General features: G+C 47.3%; 12 protein-coding genes and 2 pseudogenes. All 14 read left to right on the top strand.

Features of this window, described 5'->3' with window-relative positions; all coding sequences use genetic code 11:
- The first annotated feature begins 28 nt into the window (after positions 1 to 28).
- The 14 genes and pseudogenes from A0V43_RS06895 (at position 29) to A0V43_RS06830 (ending at position 18,005) form a co-directional block, all read left to right on the top strand.
- Positions 29 to 910, top strand: coding sequence for a carbohydrate ABC transporter permease (locus A0V43_RS06895; RefSeq protein WP_013523906.1), 882 nt, complete (start codon positions 29 to 31; stop codon positions 908 to 910).
- A 29-nt stretch (positions 911 to 939) separates the two neighbouring features.
- Positions 940 to 3,486 (top strand): LamG-like jellyroll fold domain-containing protein, encoded by a 2,547-nt coding sequence (locus tag A0V43_RS06890; protein ID WP_063192715.1) that lies wholly within the window; start codon positions 940 to 942, stop codon positions 3,484 to 3,486.
- 296 nt (positions 3,487 to 3,782) lie between these two features.
- On the top strand, positions 3,783 to 5,270 hold the full coding sequence (locus tag A0V43_RS06885) for an alpha-N-arabinofuranosidase (protein ID WP_063192714.1): 1,488 nt from the start codon (positions 3,783 to 3,785) through the stop codon (positions 5,268 to 5,270).
- A gap of 325 nt (positions 5,271 to 5,595) precedes the next feature.
- A complete protein-coding gene (gene arfA / locus A0V43_RS06880) occupies positions 5,596 to 7,104 on the top strand; it encodes an arabinosylfuranosidase ArfA (protein ID WP_063192713.1) in 1,509 nt (502 codons plus the stop codon).
- 62 nt (positions 7,105 to 7,166) lie between these two features.
- Positions 7,167 to 8,162 (top strand): Gfo/Idh/MocA family protein, encoded by a 996-nt coding sequence (locus tag A0V43_RS06875; RefSeq protein ID WP_063192712.1) that lies wholly within the window; start codon positions 7,167 to 7,169, stop codon positions 8,160 to 8,162.
- Positions 8,163 to 8,178: 16 nt separating this feature from the next.
- Positions 8,179 to 9,231: an aldose epimerase family protein gene (locus A0V43_RS06870; protein WP_063192711.1), complete on the top strand. Its 1,053-nt coding sequence runs from the start codon at positions 8,179 to 8,181 to the stop codon at positions 9,229 to 9,231.
- A gap of 21 nt (positions 9,232 to 9,252) precedes the next feature.
- The gene (locus A0V43_RS06865; protein WP_063192710.1) at positions 9,253 to 10,056 is read left to right on the top strand and encodes an HAD-IIA family hydrolase; all 804 of its coding nucleotides are present in this window, start codon (positions 9,253 to 9,255) and stop codon (positions 10,054 to 10,056) included.
- Positions 10,053 to 11,264, top strand: coding sequence for a sn-glycerol-1-phosphate dehydrogenase (locus tag A0V43_RS06860; protein WP_015374987.1), 1,212 nt, complete (start codon positions 10,053 to 10,055; stop codon positions 11,262 to 11,264). Before A0V43_RS06865 ends, A0V43_RS06860 begins: the two co-directional genes overlap by 4 nt.
- Positions 11,261 to 12,700 (top strand): annotated as a pseudogene (locus tag A0V43_RS06855) (glycoside hydrolase family 127 protein); the annotation flags it as partial. The gene A0V43_RS06860 and the pseudogene A0V43_RS06855, both read left to right, overlap by 4 nt.
- A 169-nt stretch (positions 12,701 to 12,869) precedes the next feature.
- A pseudogene (locus tag A0V43_RS20360) lies at positions 12,870 to 13,079 on the top strand (IS1634 family transposase); the annotation flags it as partial.
- Positions 13,080 to 13,360: 281 nt separating this feature from the next.
- Positions 13,361 to 13,855, top strand: a complete 495-nt coding sequence (locus tag A0V43_RS06845) for a glycoside hydrolase family 127 protein (protein ID WP_236930977.1) — start codon at positions 13,361 to 13,363, stop codon at positions 13,853 to 13,855.
- A 219-nt stretch (positions 13,856 to 14,074) separates the two neighbouring features.
- Complete coding sequence (locus A0V43_RS06840) at positions 14,075 to 15,796, top strand: sensor histidine kinase (RefSeq protein ID WP_063192707.1); 1,722 nt, start codon at positions 14,075 to 14,077, stop codon at positions 15,794 to 15,796.
- Positions 15,796 to 16,575, top strand: a complete 780-nt coding sequence (locus A0V43_RS06835) for a response regulator transcription factor (RefSeq protein WP_063192706.1) — start codon at positions 15,796 to 15,798, stop codon at positions 16,573 to 16,575. The genes A0V43_RS06840 and A0V43_RS06835 overlap by 1 nt, the downstream gene beginning before the upstream one ends.
- Before the next feature lie 104 nt (positions 16,576 to 16,679).
- A complete protein-coding gene (locus tag A0V43_RS06830; protein WP_013145179.1) occupies positions 16,680 to 18,005 on the top strand; it encodes an extracellular solute-binding protein in 1,326 nt (441 codons plus the stop codon).

Here is an 18,005-nt window from a genome sequence, read left to right as displayed (position 1 = left end):
TGCATTTTCTTATTAGGAGAGGATCGTTATGGAAGCAGTTGTGCAAAAAAATGCGAAACTTAATGTAAATACGGTGGCGAAAAAAAACCGCATCATCAACTTAGTGCTTTTCTTCCTTTTATCTGTGGGAGCCGTTTTTATGATCGCGCCCTTGCTCTGGATGGTATCGACGTCCTTGAAAGATAAGCAGGATGTATTTTCTTTGCCGCCAAAGTGGATTCCGGAAACGATACATTTTGAAAAATATATCGAGATATGGGAAAAAGGTCCTTTGCTTTCGGGGATGATCAATAGCTTGATTGTCGCTGTCACGGTAACGGTAGTCGGAACATTTACTTCCAGTTTAGCGGCATTTGCATTTGCCAAGTTGCGATTCCCTGGAAGAAATAAAATTTTTCTTTTATTGTTGACTTCAATGATGATTCCTTATCCAGTGGTTATGATTCCGCAGTTTATCATGTTTTCTAGCCTTGAGTGGACGGATACGCTATTGCCATTAATTGTTCCAGGATTGTTTGGAAATATTATGATGATTTTTTTTCTCAGACAATATTTAAGCAGCATACCTGATTCCATTATTGAAGCGGCAAAAATTGATGGATGTTCATATTTCCAAATTTATTATAAAATTGTTCTCCCTTTAATTCGGCCGGCTGTTGCTGCACAATTGATTTTATGGTTTATGGGGATATGGAATGACTATTTAGCGCCTATTATTTATCTGAATTCTCCGGAAAAGCAAACATTGCAATTGGTGATTGCTAGCTTTAACGCCAATTTTGCAATTCAAAGTGACTATCCGTTAATTATGGCGGCTTCCGTAGTCGCTCTGTTGCCTATGATTATTGTGTTTGTCATCTTCCAAAAACAAATTATTGAATCGATTGCTATTTCAGGGATTAAAGGATAGAGGTTTAGCATGAAAAAGGGGTGCTTAGGATGAAAAGGAGAAGTTTGAAAGGAATCGCTCTGTTTCTTTTAATTGTTGCCGTATGTTTGTCCAGCGCAACGCTAGGGAGGGGAGAAGAGAAGCATACAGGAGAGAATGTCCGGCAAAATCAAAAGGTAAAGGATCCCCAATTTACAAATGTATCTGTCCATGATCCATCGATTGTGAAAGACGGTGATACGTATTACATTTTTGGTTCCCATATTGAGGCCGCCAAGTCAAAAGATTTAATGAATTGGGAGAAGTTTACTAATGGCTACACAACACCAAATAATAAGCTATATGGCGATTTATCAAAGAATTTGGCTGGTTCGTTTAAATGGGCGGGCGAAAATGATGCCGACAGCAAGGGCGGTTTTGCGGTTTGGGCTCCGGATGTTTTTTGGAACAAAGACTATATCAATGAAGACGGCACAAAAGGAGCCTATATGATTTATTACTCGGTTTCGTCCACTTACATTCGGTCAGCCATCGGATATGCGGTGTCTAAGCATATCGAAGGCCCATATAAGTATGTGGATACAATTGTATATTCCGGATTTACTAAAGAGGAAGCGTATGATGCCAACAGCAAAATCAATAAAAAATGGACGAATACGAATATTCCTAAATTGATCGAGCAAGGAAAATTGAAAGGGGTGCGGGCCGATTGGTTTCATAATGATGGATCGTATAATAATCGAGACTTTCCTAACGCTATTGACCCCAATTTGTTCTATGATGAGAAAGGGAACCTTTGGATGGCTTACGGATCATGGTCTGGCGGTATTTTTGTCCTGCCGATGGACAAAACGACTGGCAAGCCGATCTATCCTGGCAAAGATGGAAAAACTCCCGATGGACGGCTTGTTGACCGATATTTCGGCATAAAGATCGCGGGCGGGTATTATCAATCAGGAGAAGGGACGTACATCGTCTACGATAAAAATACAGACTATTATTATTTGTATGTCACATATGGTTGGTTAGGAGCGGACGGCGGCTATAACATGAGACAGTTTCGGTCAACTAGCCCGACAGGACCTTACGTAGATGCAAAGGGGCAAAGTGCCGTTTTGCCCGGAGAAGTTGATAACTCCCCTTATGGCAATAAAATTATGGGGAACTTCTTATTCGAACGAAAAGTAGGGGATCCTGGGACGGGAATCGGCGTAGGGTATGTCTCTCCGGGGCATAACTCTGTTTATTTGGACCGCAAAACTGGCCAGCAATTTTTAGTTTTTCATACTCGTTTTCCGCAATCGGGTGAGTATCATGAAGTCCGGGTCCATCAAATGTTTATGAATAAAAATGGATGGCCGGTTGTAGCTCCATATCGGTATGCAGGCGAAAAGCTTGAAAAAGTCAACAAGCAAGATGTTGTTGGGGAATATCAATTGATCAATCACGGGAAAGACTATTCGGCTGACATAAAAAAGCAAATATTTGTACGCTTGAACAGAAATAACACCATTTCCGGGGATGCCACTGGGACGTGGAGAAAAATCGGACATAATCAAGCAGAAATCACAATCGATGGAGAAACGTATGACGGGGTATTTGTACGTCAATGGGATCCCACTTCCAAACGTTATGTCATGGCCTTTACCGCTCTTTCAAATGAAGGTGTCTCGATCTGGGGGAGCAAACTGGCTGATAAAACAGATGAGGAAATTGTAGAGGATGTCGCGAGTGACTTGGATCTTGGTGATACCGATCACGTGGTTTCCAACTTACATCTTCCCACCGAGGGAACAAGGCATACGGTAATTTCGTGGACCACTTCGGACGCAAAGGTGGTTTCCGAGACGGGAGTCGTTCATCGTCCGGAAGTCGGCTCAGCCCCTGTTACGGCTACCCTTACGGCGACGATTACGAAAGGAGATGCCACAGCGACGAAAGTGTTTCACATTACTGTACTGCCCTACGAGGAAGCGAAGTTAACTGCGCATTACAGTTTTGATAACAATGACTTAAGCGATAGTACGGGCAATTTTGGACCAGGTACGATTACTGGCAATAGAATCGATAACGAGGGCGACACGATCGCTTATGCAGACGGCAAGATCGGGAAAGCGGCCGTATTGAACGGACAATCTGGCATCCGCTTGCCGGACGGTTTGGTCTCAAGCAACCAATATTCGGTGTCGCTTTGGGTGAAACCGGAACAATTAACCACGCATACGACAACTTTCTTTGGCGCCAAGGATCCTAACCATTGGGTAAGCCTCGTTCCGCAAGGTTGGGACGGCAATACGATGCTATGGTCAGGAAGCTCGCCATGGTATGATGGTCGAACTTTTTGGAAAATCCCAACGGGTCAGTGGACACATTTAGCGTTCTCGGTCGATAACGGCGCGGTTAAAGTTTATATAAACGGCGTGGAAAAATTCAGCGGCACAAACTTTCCGGATGTCTTCACCGGCGCAAACGCAAGCTTCGCTCTAGGGGTAAACTGGTGGGATCCTCCATTCAAAGGATTGATTGACGAACTGCGCATTTACGAGGGCGCGTTAACTCCTTCCCAGGTGACTGACTTGGCGCAAACGAGTGAATAAATCAGAGAAGTCCCCTTGGCTTTTTCCAAGGGGGCTCGCATCTCCATCGATGGATAGGGCGGCAAAGCAGAGGTGTTGCGAACGATTCGAAAATTTTGAAAGCCCCCTTGAAAAAAAGAAAGGTTGTGATACAATCGAATTGAAATTTATACGTACAAATATACCTTAACTTTGTTTAATGTCTTCTATAGTACGTACAAATTATAATCTGACACTGGTGAAGCAAATATCTACATAACATTAATGAAAGGAATGGGAGAGGTATTGTGAGAAACAGAGCGGTAATAAACGTCAACATGCCAAAAGGAACCATCAACAAGAACATTTACGGCCATTTTGCGGAACATCTTGGGCGTTGCATTTATGAAGGAATTTGGGTCGGAGAAGACTCTCCGATTCCGAATACAAATGGGATTCGCAACGATGTATTGCAAGCGTTGAAAAACATAAAAGTTCCGGTTCTACGGTGGCCGGGCGGCTGCTTTGCGGATGAGTACCATTGGAAGGATGGGGTTGGCCCAAGGGAGCAGCGCAAAAAAATGATTAACACCCATTGGGGAGGGGTGATTGAGAACAATCATTTCGGCACTCACGAGTTTATGATGTTATGCGAAATGCTTGAATGCGAGCCTTATATTTGCGGCAATGTAGGCAGCGGCACGGTTCAAGAGATGTCAGAATGGATTGAGTATATGACATTTGATGGAGAATCGCCAATGGCGAATTGGCGCAAGGAGAATGGGCGGGAGAAGCCGTGGAAGTTGAAATATTTCGGGGTCGGGAATGAAAACTGGGGCTGCGGAGGGAATATGCGCCCTGAATATTACGCCGACCTGTATCGCCGCTATCAAACATATGTCAGAAATTACGGGGACAATCAAATTTATAAAATTGCCTGTGGTGCGAATGTAGATGACTATTACTGGACAGAAGTTTTAATGAAAAATGCCGGCCGCTTTATGGATGGGTTGAGCCTTCATTATTATACAATTCCTGGGGACTTTTGGCTCGGGAAAGGCTCCGCCACGGATTTTACAGAAGATGAGTGGTTTATTACATTGAAAAAAGCATTATATATAGATGAATTGATTACGAGGCATAGCACGATTATGGATAAGTACGATCCGGAAAAGCGCGTCGGGCTCATTGTGGATGAATGGGGAACGTGGTATGACGTAGAGCCAGGCACGAATCCGGGATTCTTATATCAACAAAATACAATCCGTGATGCGCTTGTCGCAGCTCTCCATTTTCATATTTTCCATAACCATTGTGATCGAGTGCGAATGGCGAATATTGCGCAAACGGTTAACGTCTTGCAAGCGGTCATTTTGACAAGAGGGGAACAAATGATTTTCACGCCTACGTATCATGTGTTTGACATGTATAAGGTTCACCAAGATGCCGAGTTGTTGGCAATAGAGTCTTCATGTGCCGAGTATGAGCATCGCGGGGAAACGTTGCCGCAAGTAAGCATCACTGCATCCAAGAACGGGGAAGGAACTGTCCATATCAGTTTATGCAATATTGATCATCGAAATGAGGCGGTAGTAGATTTAGAGTTTCGTGGAGACAGCCTCGCACGCAAGCAAGTATTCGGCACGATGTTAACAGCGAATGAGATGAATGCCCATAATACATTTGAAAAGCCGGATGCAGTGAAGCCCGAACCGTTCCGTCAAATAGAGCTCGGCCAACATACACTGAGGGCCAAACTTCCGCCCATGTCTGTCGTCACTTTAGCGATTGTTGAAAATAAAGCGGCTTTGATTGAACGACAATGAAGACAAAGGCGGCGGAAAATATGGAAGAAAAAATTGGTGCCAAGACTGCGCGGGTAGCGTCATCGTTACACGGGAAATGATGGATCCGCTCATTGAACAAATTGATCGTTCAGCACTCGTTTCCGATGACGTATATGAGAAAAGGATCAATATATGTAGAAGTTGTTCCTCTCTCCAATATGGCACAACTTGCGCCTATAGCAGGTATCTTGTCCATTACCAAGTAAAATGGAGGCGGGAATGTTGCCCGCTTCCGGGAAGGGCGAAATGGGGAAGGGAAGAATAGATTGACAAGTTGATAAAAAATAGAAAGGAAGAGTGGCAGATGGCTACGAAAAAAGCAACCATGATCATCGAAAAAGACTTCAAAATCGCTGAAATCGACAAACGCATTTATGGCTCATTTATCGAGCACCTCGGCCGCGCGGTGTATGGAGGGATTTATGAGCCAGGCCATCCGCAGGCCGATGAAAACGGCTTCCGCCAAGATGTCATTGAACTAGTCAAAGAGCTGCAAGTGCCAATCATCCGCTATCCGGGCGGGAATTTTGTGTCCGGCTACAACTGGGAGGATGGCGTTGGGCCGAAAGAAAAGCGGCCACGGCGGTTGGATTTGGCATGGCGGTCGGTGGAAACGAATGAAATCGGGTTGAATGAATTTATGGACTGGGCCAAGATGGTCGGGGCCGAAGTAAATATGGCTGTCAACTTAGGGACACGAGGCATTGATGCAGCACGCAACTTAGTCGAATACTGCAACCACCCATCGGGCTCGTATTACAGCGATTTGCGCATTTCCCACGGCTATAAAGAGCCGCATAAAATTAAAACATGGTGTCTAGGCAATGAGATGGACGGCCCGTGGCAAATCGGCCATAAAACGGCCATCGAGTACGGGCGGATTGCTTGCGAAGCAGCCAAAGTGATGAAATGGGTCGATCCGACGATTGAACTCGTCGCCTGCGGCAGTTCGAACCGGAATATGCCGACGTTTGCGGAATGGGAAGCGACGGTTCTTGATCATACGTATGAGCATGTCGATTATATTTCTCTCCATCAATACTACGGGAACCGAGACAATGATACGGCCAATTATTTGGCTCTATCGCTGGAAATGGATGATTTTATCCGTTCGGTTGTGGCGATTGCCGATTATGTAAAGGCGAAAAAACGAAGCAAGAAGACGATCCATCTTTCGTTTGATGAGTGGAATGTATGGTACCACTCAAATGAGGCGGATAAGCAAATTGAGCCGTGGACCGTTGCGCCGCCTCTGTTGGAAGATATTTATAACCTTGAAGATGCGCTTCTTGTCGGCTGCATGCTCATTACGCTCATGAAACATGCGGACCGGGTGAAAATCGCTTGTTTGGCCCAACTAGTCAACGTCATTGCACCGATTATGACGGAAAAGAACGGTCCGGCTTGGAAACAAACGATTTATTATCCGTTTATGCACGCCTCTGTGTATGGAAGAGGAGTGGCGTTGCATCCGGTGGTTTCCAGCCCGAAATACGACAGCAAAGACTTCACCGATGTGCCATACTTAGAATCGATTGCGGTTTACAATGAAGAAAAAGAAGAAGTGACGATTTTTGCCGTCAACCGTGATATGGACGATGCGTTGCTGCTCGAATGCGATGTTCGCAGTTTTGAAGACTATCGCGTCATTGAGCATATCGTTTTGGAGCATGAAAATGTGAAACAAACGAATTCAGCGCAATCGTCTCCGGTCGTTCCACACCGCAACGGCGATGCCCAGTCGTCCGGTGGAAAAGTGTCAGCGACGTTGCCGAAGTTGTCGTGGAACGTCATTCGTTTAGGAAAACGATAAGGAAGTGAAGGCTGGTCTGATGGCCAGCCTATCCCTTTGAAAACGGGAAGGAGATACGAAATATGGGATGTAAAGTCCGCTTTGGTATTATGAGTACAGCTGCCATTGCCAAAGACGTGATGATTCCCGCCATTCGTCGGGCAGATCACGCTGAAGTCGTGGCCATCGCGAGTGAGAGCGGGAGAGCTAAACAAGCGGCGAAGGAGCTCGGTATTCCGAAAGCGTATGACAGCTATGACCAGCTGCTTGATGACCCGGACGTCGACGCAGTGTACATCCCGCTTCCAAACAGCCTGCACGCTGAATGGACAATCAAAGCGGCGAGGAAGAAAAAGCACGTGCTTTGTGAAAAGCCGGCCGCCTTATGTGAAGAAGATGTCCGGCGCATGATTGAGGAATGCGAGAAAAATGGCGTTTTATTCATGGAAGCGTTCATGTACCAATTCCACCCACAGCACGAACGGGTCAAACAGCTTTTGGCCGCTGGCGAGATCGGCGAAGTTAAGTACATGCGCTCCCATTTCTCCTTTTACTTGCAAGACCGGGAAACGAATATCCGCATGAACGATGAGCTTGGCGGGGGAAGTCTGTTCGATGTCGGTTGCTATTGTGTGCATTCGACGAGACACATTCTTGATACCGAGCCCGTTGAGCTGTTCGTCCAATCTTGTTTTGATCCACACCATTCGGTTGATTTAACGACGAACGGATGGATGAGGATGGAAAACGGTGTTCTTGCGCAGTTCACGTGCAGTTTTGATATGCTCTTTCAGAACGAATACGAAGTAGTGGGTACGAAGGGAAAAATCGTTGTCTCGCGGGCGTATCGACCGGATGTGGATGGTGGCGAGGGGCGAATTACGGTCGCAACGGCTGATGGGAACGTACGCGAGGAAACGGTGTCAGGCGATCAATACGCGCTGCAAATCGAGCACTTTTCACGCGCCGTTCTCGAAGGAACGCCGCTGTTGTATTCCCCGGAGCGCATGATCCAACAAGCACGGGCGCTTGATGCTTGCCGCACATCGATGAAAACGGGAGCGATTGTACGGTTATGAAGGAAGGAGAATCGAGATGAACATTACATACGAAAAGTGGTCCGAATGGAATGGAAACGACGTGTTCTTATTCACCTTGACAAACGACCGCGGCATGGGACTGTCGGCGACAAACTACGGCTGCATCGTGACGGACCTCCGCGTTCCCGACCGGAACGGCAACATCGAAAACGTCGTGCTCGGGTTTGGACGATTTGAACCGTATGTTGAGAACGCCCCTTATTTCGGCGCCGTGATCGGCCGGGTGGCGGGGCGCATTCGTGGAGCGAGCTTTGAGCTTGAGGGCGTCACGTACCGGTTGGCGAAAAACGAACACAACAACCACTTGCACGGCGGACCGAACGGATTCCATCGTGTGCTTTGGCAGGCCGAGCCCGTCCAACGCGACGATGCGGTTGGCGTTGTCTTTTCGTACACGAGTCCGGACGGGGAGGAAGGGTACCCGGGAACGGTTCATGTTCAAGTGGAATATTGGCTGAACAATGACAACGAATGGATCGTCACACACCGGGCTCGTTCGGACAAAACGACGCTCGTCAATTTAACGAACCATACGTATTTCAACCTAAGCGGCAACGGCAAGCGCGATATATTGGATCACACGCTGACGATCCAAAGCTCGCGTGTGCTGGAATTGAATGAGGAGCTGATTCCGACGGGCCGCGTCTTGGATGTCGCTGGCACGCCGTTTGACTTGCGGCAAGGAAAGGCGATCCGGGAGGCGGTCGAATCGGGGCATCCGCAAATTGAACTCGTCGGCGGGGGCTATGACCATCCGTTTTGGCTCGATCGGCATCATGACAAAGAGATTGTGCTTTCCGACCCGGAGAGCGGGCGGGTGCTGACGGTGGAGACGGACGAAGTCGGCGTGGTGGTGTATACATCGAACCAGTTGCCGGAAGGGTTAGATCTAGGCGGCGTGCCGTCGCGGAAACATCTCGGCATTTGCTTAGAAACGCAAGGGTTGCCGGGTGCGGTTCACCATCCGCAGTTTCCCTCGATCGTATTGCCGGCTGGCAAAGAGCGAGCATCAACGACGGTCTATCGGTTTGGCGGGCGGACATCATAGGCGGATGGAGGGGGATGGCTCTTGATAGAGGAAATTGAAGGGGTGTTGATTGATCTTGATGGGACGATATGGAAGGGAAATGAACTCATTTCGCATGCAGATAAGGCGGTTGCCTACCTCCGTTCGCTTGGAAAACGAATCGTGTTCGTCAGCAACCGTGGCAATTGGTCGCGCCGCATGTGTCATGAACGGCTTGGACGGTTTGGAATTGCGGCGGGGGAGGAAGACATCATTTTATCCTCAACGGTAACAGCCCAATTTTTTCGGAAACATTATCCGCTATGCCAAGTTTGGACGTTAGGCGACGAAGGATTGCGTGAAGAGCTGCAGCATCACCAGGTGCCATTGGCACCGGCTCCCGAAGACGCGGATTTTCTCATCATCACGCTGCATGAAACGATGACGTACCGCGATTTGGATTTGGCATTTCGTGCGGTCCATCATGGGGCGCGAATCATTGCGACCAACATCGATAAAACATTTCCGAGTGAACATGGGAATGCCATTGATGTCGCCGGGATGGTAGGAGCGATTGAAGCGGCGGCGAGCCGAAAAGTGGAACTTGTGTTAGGGAAGCCTTCTTGTTTTATGGTCGAAGCGGCTTTGCGCCAGCTGAAGGTGCCTCCTAACCGCTGTCTCGTCATTGGTGACAGCGTGGAATCGGATATTCGCATGGGGAGAATGTACGGTATGAAAACCGCTCTTGTGCTGACAGGAAATACGAAGCGCAACGAATTAGAGGCATGGAGGGAAAAAGAACGGCCGGATTATGTGATGGATTCCATTTATGATATCGTGGGGCTCGGAAAGGAGATCGTGCAGTGAATTCAATAGAAGAAATCGTGCCATTGGTGAAACAATGCGATTGTGGCCACCGTCATTATGACATCCCGATCGAACAGATGGCGGTGGGATGTGACGCGTTTGAGCAGCTCGTTGCTTATTTGCGTCATAAGCGGTATGAGAAGGTGGCCGTGGTGGCCGATGAGCGGACGTTTGCGGCAGCAGGGGAGTCATTGTGTGATGAACTGGAAAACAAATCGATCCGCTATACAATATGCCTCGTGCAACCCGATCAAAATGGGGATGTCATCGCCGATGAACGTTCGATTGTGCAAGTGCTTCTGGAAACGCCCGACGATGTCGATGTTCTCATTGCGGCAGGAGCAGGGACGATTCATGACATTACCCGTTTTAGCAGCTATAAAATGAAGATTCCGTTCATTTCTGTCCCCACTGCCCCATCGGTGGACGGATTTACGTCAATGGGAGCTCCGCTCATCATTCGTGGGGTGAAAAAAACCATTCAAGCACAGGCGCCGGTCGCTGTGTTTGCTCATACGGATGTGTTATCCCGGGCTCCAAAAGAGATGATCGCCGCTGGATTTGGCGATATGGTGGCGAAGTATACGTCATTGGTCGACTGGCAGTTTGCCCACTGGATGGCCGATGAGCCCTATTGTCCATTTGTTCACCAGCTTACCGAACAATCTCTCAAAGCATGTGTCGACCATATTGATGACATTGCCGATGGCGGTGAACAAGGGATTCGTGTATTAATGAATGCGTTGCTGCAGTCGGGCATTGCGATGTTGCTCATGGGGCAATCGTACTCGGCATCGGGAGCGGAACACCATCTGTCCCACTACTGGGAAATGGAATTTTTGCGTCGGAACAAACGGCAAGTGCTGCACGGGGCGAAGGTTGGCGTAGCGACTCCGATGATCATTGAACACTATCAACGCGTCTTTTTGCCGTTATGGAACAAACTAGAAGAACGGCCGAAATCAATAGACGAAACTGCAAGGAAACGACTCAAAGCCAATGCGGCTTCTATTCAGAAACTGCTTGAATCCTTGCCCTCTCCAGGGCGCGTTCGAACTATGTTAGAGAAAGTAGGAGGGGCCGCTCTCCCGGAACAACTCGGCATCGATCTTCCGTTGGTTGAACGGAGTCTGCGGGAGGCTCATCGATTGCGTCCGAACCGCTTTACGATTCTCTACTTTTTAAATGAATGGGTTTTAGGAACATGATAGGGGGAATCAAAGTGGAAAAAGCTACAATAAGGGCAAATGTCAAGGATCGGTTTTGGAAACGATATATCGATGTCGTCCGGAACGAAGTCGTTCCTTACCAGTGGGAAGCGCTTAATGACCGCATCCTAGGCGCTGAACCAAGCCATGCAATCGAAAATTTCCGCATCGCCGCTGGCGAATCAGATGGAGAATTTTATGGGATGGTCTTTCAAGACAGCGATGTAGCGAAATGGCTCGAAGCGGTGGCGTATTTACTCGAGGAAAAGCGCGACTCGGAATTGGAAGCACTCGCGGATGACGTGATTGAGCTGCTTGGCCGCGCCCAGCAGCCGGACGGCTATCTCAACACGTATTATACGGTCAAGGAACCCGGTAAACGTTGGACCAACCTGCGGGACAACCATGAATTGTATTGCGCCGGCCATTTGATCGAAGCGGCAGTTGCTTATTTCCAGGCTACAGGCAAACGGCGCTTTTTAGACATTATGTGCAAATATGCCGACTATATCGGTACGGTATTCGGCCGCGGGGAAGGCCAAATTCCTGGATACGACGGACATCAGGAAATTGAGTTGGCGCTGTTGAAATTGTATGAGGCGACTGGAAACGAGAACTATTTAAAACTGAGCCAATATTTTATTGATCAGCGCGGGCAGCAACCTCATTACTTTGATCAGGAAAAAGAAGCAAGAGGGGAAACGAAGCCATTTTGGTATGACGGCGGGTATCGTTACCATCAGGCGCACATTCCGGTCAGGGAACAAAAACAAGCTGTTGGGCATGCGGTGCGGGCGCTCTATATGTATACCGCCATGGCTGGACTGGCGGCGAAAACGGGAGACGAATCGTTGAAACAAGCATGCCAAACGTTATGGGAAAACGTGACGAAACGGCAAATGTATATCACGGGCGGCGTCGGCTCGAGCGCTTTTGGCGAATCGTTTACGTTTGATTTTGATTTGCCGAATGATACGGTCTATGCCGAGACGTGCGCGGCAATTGCGTTAGTGTTTTGGGCCCGCCGCATGCTGGAACTGGAGATGGATGGGAAGTACGCGGATGTGATGGAACGGGCGCTATACAACGGAACGATCAGCGGCATGGATTTGGACGGCAAGAGATTCTTTTATGTCAACCCGCTCGAAGTGTGGCCGAAGGCATGTGAACGCCATGACAAACGCCATGTGAAACCGGTGCGGCAAAAATGGTTCAGCTGTGCGTGCTGCCCGCCGAACTTGGCCCGTCTCATCGCCTCGATCGGCCATTACATTTATTCACAAACATCGGATGCGTTGTTCGTCCACCTTTATGTCGGCAGCAACATTCAAACGGAAATAGGCGGTCGGTCAGTCGAGATCGTGCAAGAGACGAATTATCCTTGGGATGGAACGGTTCGATTGACGGTTTCGGCGGAATCAGCTCAGGAATTTACACCCGAGTTCGACAGTTTTGAGGCCATTTTAGGCAAATGAAAATGGTCAAAATGCTGTAATATCAAGGATTTCACGATGCGGATCCTAGAAAAAAACGCTGAATTTAATAGGCACACGATTTGATAATTTAACCTTTTTAAAATAGCCAAATATCGTTTATAATATAGGCATGTACATACGGAGAGTCACACGCAAAAACAAAGATGGAACGACTGTTGCGTATCTTCAGCTTGCTCACAACGAATGGGATCCGAAGGCCAAATATGCGAAAGCAAGGGTGATTTATTCGTTTGGGCGCGAAGACGAGGTGGATCGCGCCGTCCTGGAGCGTCTGGCCAAAAGCATTTCGCGATTCCTTTCTCCTGAGCAGGCTTGGGAAATATGAATCGTGGCCGAAAGTAAGGGATGAATGTGAGCGTCTTATGCTTGGACATTTTTCTTCCAAAAACGGCGACCTTTATCAACGAACCGAGCTGACGGCCAAACAAGCGCAACTCTTTACGGCTCTAGGGCTGGAGCCTCCTCCGAAGATCCTAGGCATCCATCCTCGCGCCTAGATACACGCCCGAAGTGTGCCCAAATGTCTCTCGTCCCTTTTGCATCAAGGGGCGAGAGGCATTTTGTTTGCCTAGTCACTGTCGAACTCGGGTTACACTTGGATTGCGCATTCCTGGATGGTGCCGGGGAGCGGAGGTAACGATCAATGGGGAAAACGTAGACATTGCGCCGCTGACCAAAAAAGGGTACGCTTATATCCGTCGAGTGTGGCGGCAAGGGGATGAGATCAAGCTCTATTTCCCGATGCCGATCGAACGAATCAAGGCTCATCCCCAAGTGCGTGCCAACGCTGGCAAAGTTGCGTTGCAGCGCGGGCCGATTGTGTATTGTTTGGAAGAAGTCGATAACGGACCGAATTTGGCAAATTTGTTCCTTCCGCGCGATGCCAAGCTTGAGGCGCACTTTGAGCCGGACTTGCTAGAAGGGACCGTGGTAATCACTGGCATCGCCGAGCGGGTCGATGAGTCGGCATGGAATGATGAGTTGTATCGGCCGATTGAACCCCGAACCTATGAAGTTTCGTTCCGAGCGATTCCTTATTACGCTTGGTGCAACCGTGGGGAAGGGGAGATGACGGTGTGGGTGAATGAGAAATAGACGTATCGATGTTGCTGGTCACCACATAGAATGCTGTGGAAATCAAGACGAATATGAAGTTGAATGAGCTGGTCGGATGGTTGATGAACCGGACACGACCAGCTTTTTGTTTCGACAATCTTTGTTTGTGTTCTATACAAATTATGTAGAAGCCACTATACTAGTAATTAAAGAGATTTGTCTTTCACATACTCTTTTCCGTTAGGAAGGGACATCGCCATGCTTAGCTACCTAAAAAAATGGAACACGTTGCGAAATCAGATATTGGTCGTATTCCTATTTGTCATGGTGATTGTGCTGTCTCTCGTCAGCATGATCACGCTCAAGCAAGTGTCCCTGTTGATTCGGAACAACGCTGAAAACCAAATCAAGCAGACAGCTATTGAAGCGAGCGGTCGGATTGATTCATTGTTTGAACAGTTGAATACAGCGACAAAGTTTGTGATGACCAATCAAGAAGTTCAACGATTATTTGAACGAATCCATGCGGGAGAGAAAGTGACGTTTCCAGAATTGCAAAGGCTAAAAAGTGTGGTCAATAATATCCAAGCCAACTCTGAGGGCATTTACTCTGTCGAGCTCTATACAGAAGATTTGAAGCAAGTGTTTCCTTTAGACAGTTCTATGAAGATGTTTCAGCGCCTCAGCGTCAAGTGGATTTATGAAGCAGATCGCGCGAAAGGCAGACTTGTATGGATCGGAGAAGATCCGCGAAACCCGCAATTTTATTTAGCGATACGGCGCATTACGTTGATGGAGCGTCATTTTGCCAACGGGGGATACTTGCTTGTGCGAATTTACAAGCCGTATTTCGCGATTACTGAGGTGAACACGGGGCAATACGTATTGGTTTCCGATCCGGAAGGAAAGGTTATTTTTTCAAATAATTCCAGCTTAACTGATGTATCTTCATTAAATCAACGGTCAGCAACGGTAATAAATCAAACCGAATACATGGTAACAAAGCAGTCTTCCAACAAAGGGTTCACCGTTTTCATATTAACGCCTGTCAGTGCCCTGACCAAGGGAGTGAACAGCATTCGGTTTGGGATCATTTTCGCTGGCATTATCGGGATGCTTGTTTACTTTTTATGTTCGCTGCTTCTCTCGACCATTATTACGCGGCCGATCGTTCAATTAACGAAAACGATGCGGCTGGCGAATGAGCGGTTATTAACAGTTGATCCGAAAATGGTTACGGTCAATGAGATCAGGGAGCTGAATAGCACCTATAACCAATTGGTGAGAGAAACGAATCATTTGATCAAAATGGTGTATCAAAAAGAGATTGTTCGCAGCCAAAGTGAATTGAAAGCGCTTCAAGCGCAAATCAACCCTCATTTCTTGTACAACACGTTGGAGTCGTTGCGGTGGTCGTTAGAAGAGAAAGGGGAAGAAGAGTTGGCAGATGTCGTTGTGTCCATGTCAGAGCTGTTTCGCTACACCATCAGCCGAAATGTGAACGATGATTGGGTTACATTGAAAGAGGAATTTCGCCATATCGAAAATTATATGGACATTATCAAATTTCGGTTTGGCGATCGCATCAAGTGGCATTTGTCGCTGCCTGAGGAATGGGAAAATGTCAAAATCCCAAAACTGTTGATTCAACCGTTAGTCGAAAACGCGGTCGTGCATGGTTCGGAAAACCGGACAGCCCCTTGTACCATTACCGTGGCTGTCAAACCGGTTTCGGATCGTCATCTGGAGATCATGGTGGAAGATGATGGAGTTGGAATGGATGAAGAAAGGCTCGAGGCGGTGAAACAGGCTATGCATACAGGAGAAGCGAAAGGAAAAGGAATGGCATTGTATAATGTGAAAAAACGTCTCCAACTTTATTACAAGAAAGAAACGAGCGATGGCATAACGATTGACAGCCATAAAAACAAAGGCACAAAAGTCACGATTCGAATTCCCGTGAACGGAGGGGAGAAATGATGCATGAGAAGACCATTTTAGTTGTGGATGATGAGCCGAGGGCGAGGGAAGGGATGAAGCGGTTGTTGGAAAAATGGGCCTCCGGCAAACACCGAATCATAACGGCTGCCAACGGCCAAGAAGCGCTTGACATTTTGCGGCAAGAGCGGGTGCACGTGTTACTGACAGATATTCGGATGCCGGAAATTACCGGGCTTGATGTGTTAGAGGAAATGAGAGAAAAAGACGATTCTCCGGCAGTGATCCTCATTTCTGCTTACCCTGATTTCGATTATGCGCAAAAAGCCATCAGCCTTGGGGTATTAAACTATTTGTTGAAGCCGGTGAAAAAAAGCGAATTATTCGAAGTGGTAGAAAAAGCGATCCACGTTTCCGAGCAAAAGGAAAGGGAACGAGTGATGAAACAATTGATTGACGATAAACTCATCGATGCCCTTGACCGTCACCCCCAAACTCGTGAACCGATTCGCGAGGCCATCCAATTTATTGATCGGCATCTAAAAGATGATATATCACTAAAAGAAGTGGCGGAGCACGTCCATTTGAATCCAAGCTATTTTAGCACGTTGTTTAAAGAACAAATGAAACTCACATTCAGCGAATATCTCACAAGAAGAAGAATGCAGCGAGCTAAAGAACTGTTGATGACGACTGATATGGCTGTATCAGAGATTGCGGAAGAGTGCGGTTACAAAACAGCGAAATATTTTATTCATTTGTTTAAGGAAATGGAGGGAAAGACTCCGAGCAGCTATCGAAAAAGTCAAAAAGAAAAGTAATCTAAAAATACTGGTACTTTTCCTAATGGTTGTTGCCTTTTTCCCCCTTCATGATGATGGTAGACTGTATTTGCAAGCAAAGAATAGAAAAGGGGGTACAGTTTATGAAAAAGAAAGCGTTCACATGGTTGGTTTTGCTAATGTTGATGGCGGGGATTGTGCTGTCTGGTTGTTCTTCTTCGTCGAGCGATTCTGCGAGCGAGGGGAAATCCGGAGACGGGAAAATTCATTTGAAGTTTATGCACGACTGGCCAAAAGGCAGTTCAACCGCTTACTACAATCTTGTAGAGGAGATTATTAAAGACTATGAAGCGAAGCATCCGAATGTTCAGATTGATGTAGAGGTATTAAATCCGGATCAATATCGGGATAAATTAAAAGTGTTGGCCGCTTCGAATGAATTGCCTGACGTAGGGTTGACGTGGTCGAACGGTTTTGCCGAACCATACGCCACTGGAGGACAATTTGCGCCGCTAAATGATATTATCGAAAAAGAATTTAAAGACCAGTTTGTACCTGGAACGGTAGAAGCGTATACCTTTAACGGCAAATCGTATGCGCTTCCAATGGAGATGAACATCACGTATATTTTCTACAACAAAGAGATTTTCAAAAAATATGGTCTTCAGGAACCGAAAACCTTTGAAGATTTGAAAAATATTGGGAAAACGTTGATCAAGCACGGGGTGATTCCAGCCACGGTCGGTTCAAAAGACGGATGGCCGGCATCGATGTGGTTTATGTACCTCGCTGACCGGATTGGCGGCCCGACGATTTTGACCGATGTCATTCAAGGAAAAGTGAAAATGTCTGACCCAGCTATTGTCAAAGCGGCAAAAGAAGTTCAAAATCTTGTGGATATGGGGTTCTTTGTCAAAGGGAACACTGCCTTCTCGAATGATGATGCTAAAGGTTATTTCCTAAACGAAAAGGCAGCCATGTTCTTAACGGCCACATGGGAGTTGCCGAACTTTACAACCAGCCCGGATGTGCCGCAAGAGTTTAAAGAGAAGGTTGGTTACTTTAAATTCCCACTGTATGAAGGCGGCAAAGGAACGGACATCAACAGTTATGTTGGCGGTCCTGGGTTAGGCGCGTTTGTCGCGGAAAATTCAAAGCATAAAGAACAAGCGAAAGACTTCGCGGCGTACCTTGTCAAAGAATGGGGCAAACGGTCAGTGGAGGGTGCAGGCATTTTACCAGCTACAAAGGTGAATACAGAAGGGTTGAACGTACCGAAGATGTACCTGGATGTCTTGCATGACATTAATAACGCGACAAACATTACGACTTGGTTTGACACCCAAGCAAGCCCGAATGTTTCTGAGCTGCACCATGACTTAATGACGGCCCTGTTTGGCAAACAAATCACTCCAGAAGAATTTGCGAAACAACATGATGACGCGTTGGCGGAGGAAGCCAACAAATAA

The organism is Geobacillus sp. JS12, assembly GCF_001592395.1.
GTDB lineage: Bacteria > Bacillota > Bacilli > Bacillales > Anoxybacillaceae > Geobacillus > Geobacillus zalihae.
The sequence above is the reverse complement of the archived record's forward strand: the minus strand, read 5'-3'. Positions and strand labels throughout refer to the sequence as shown.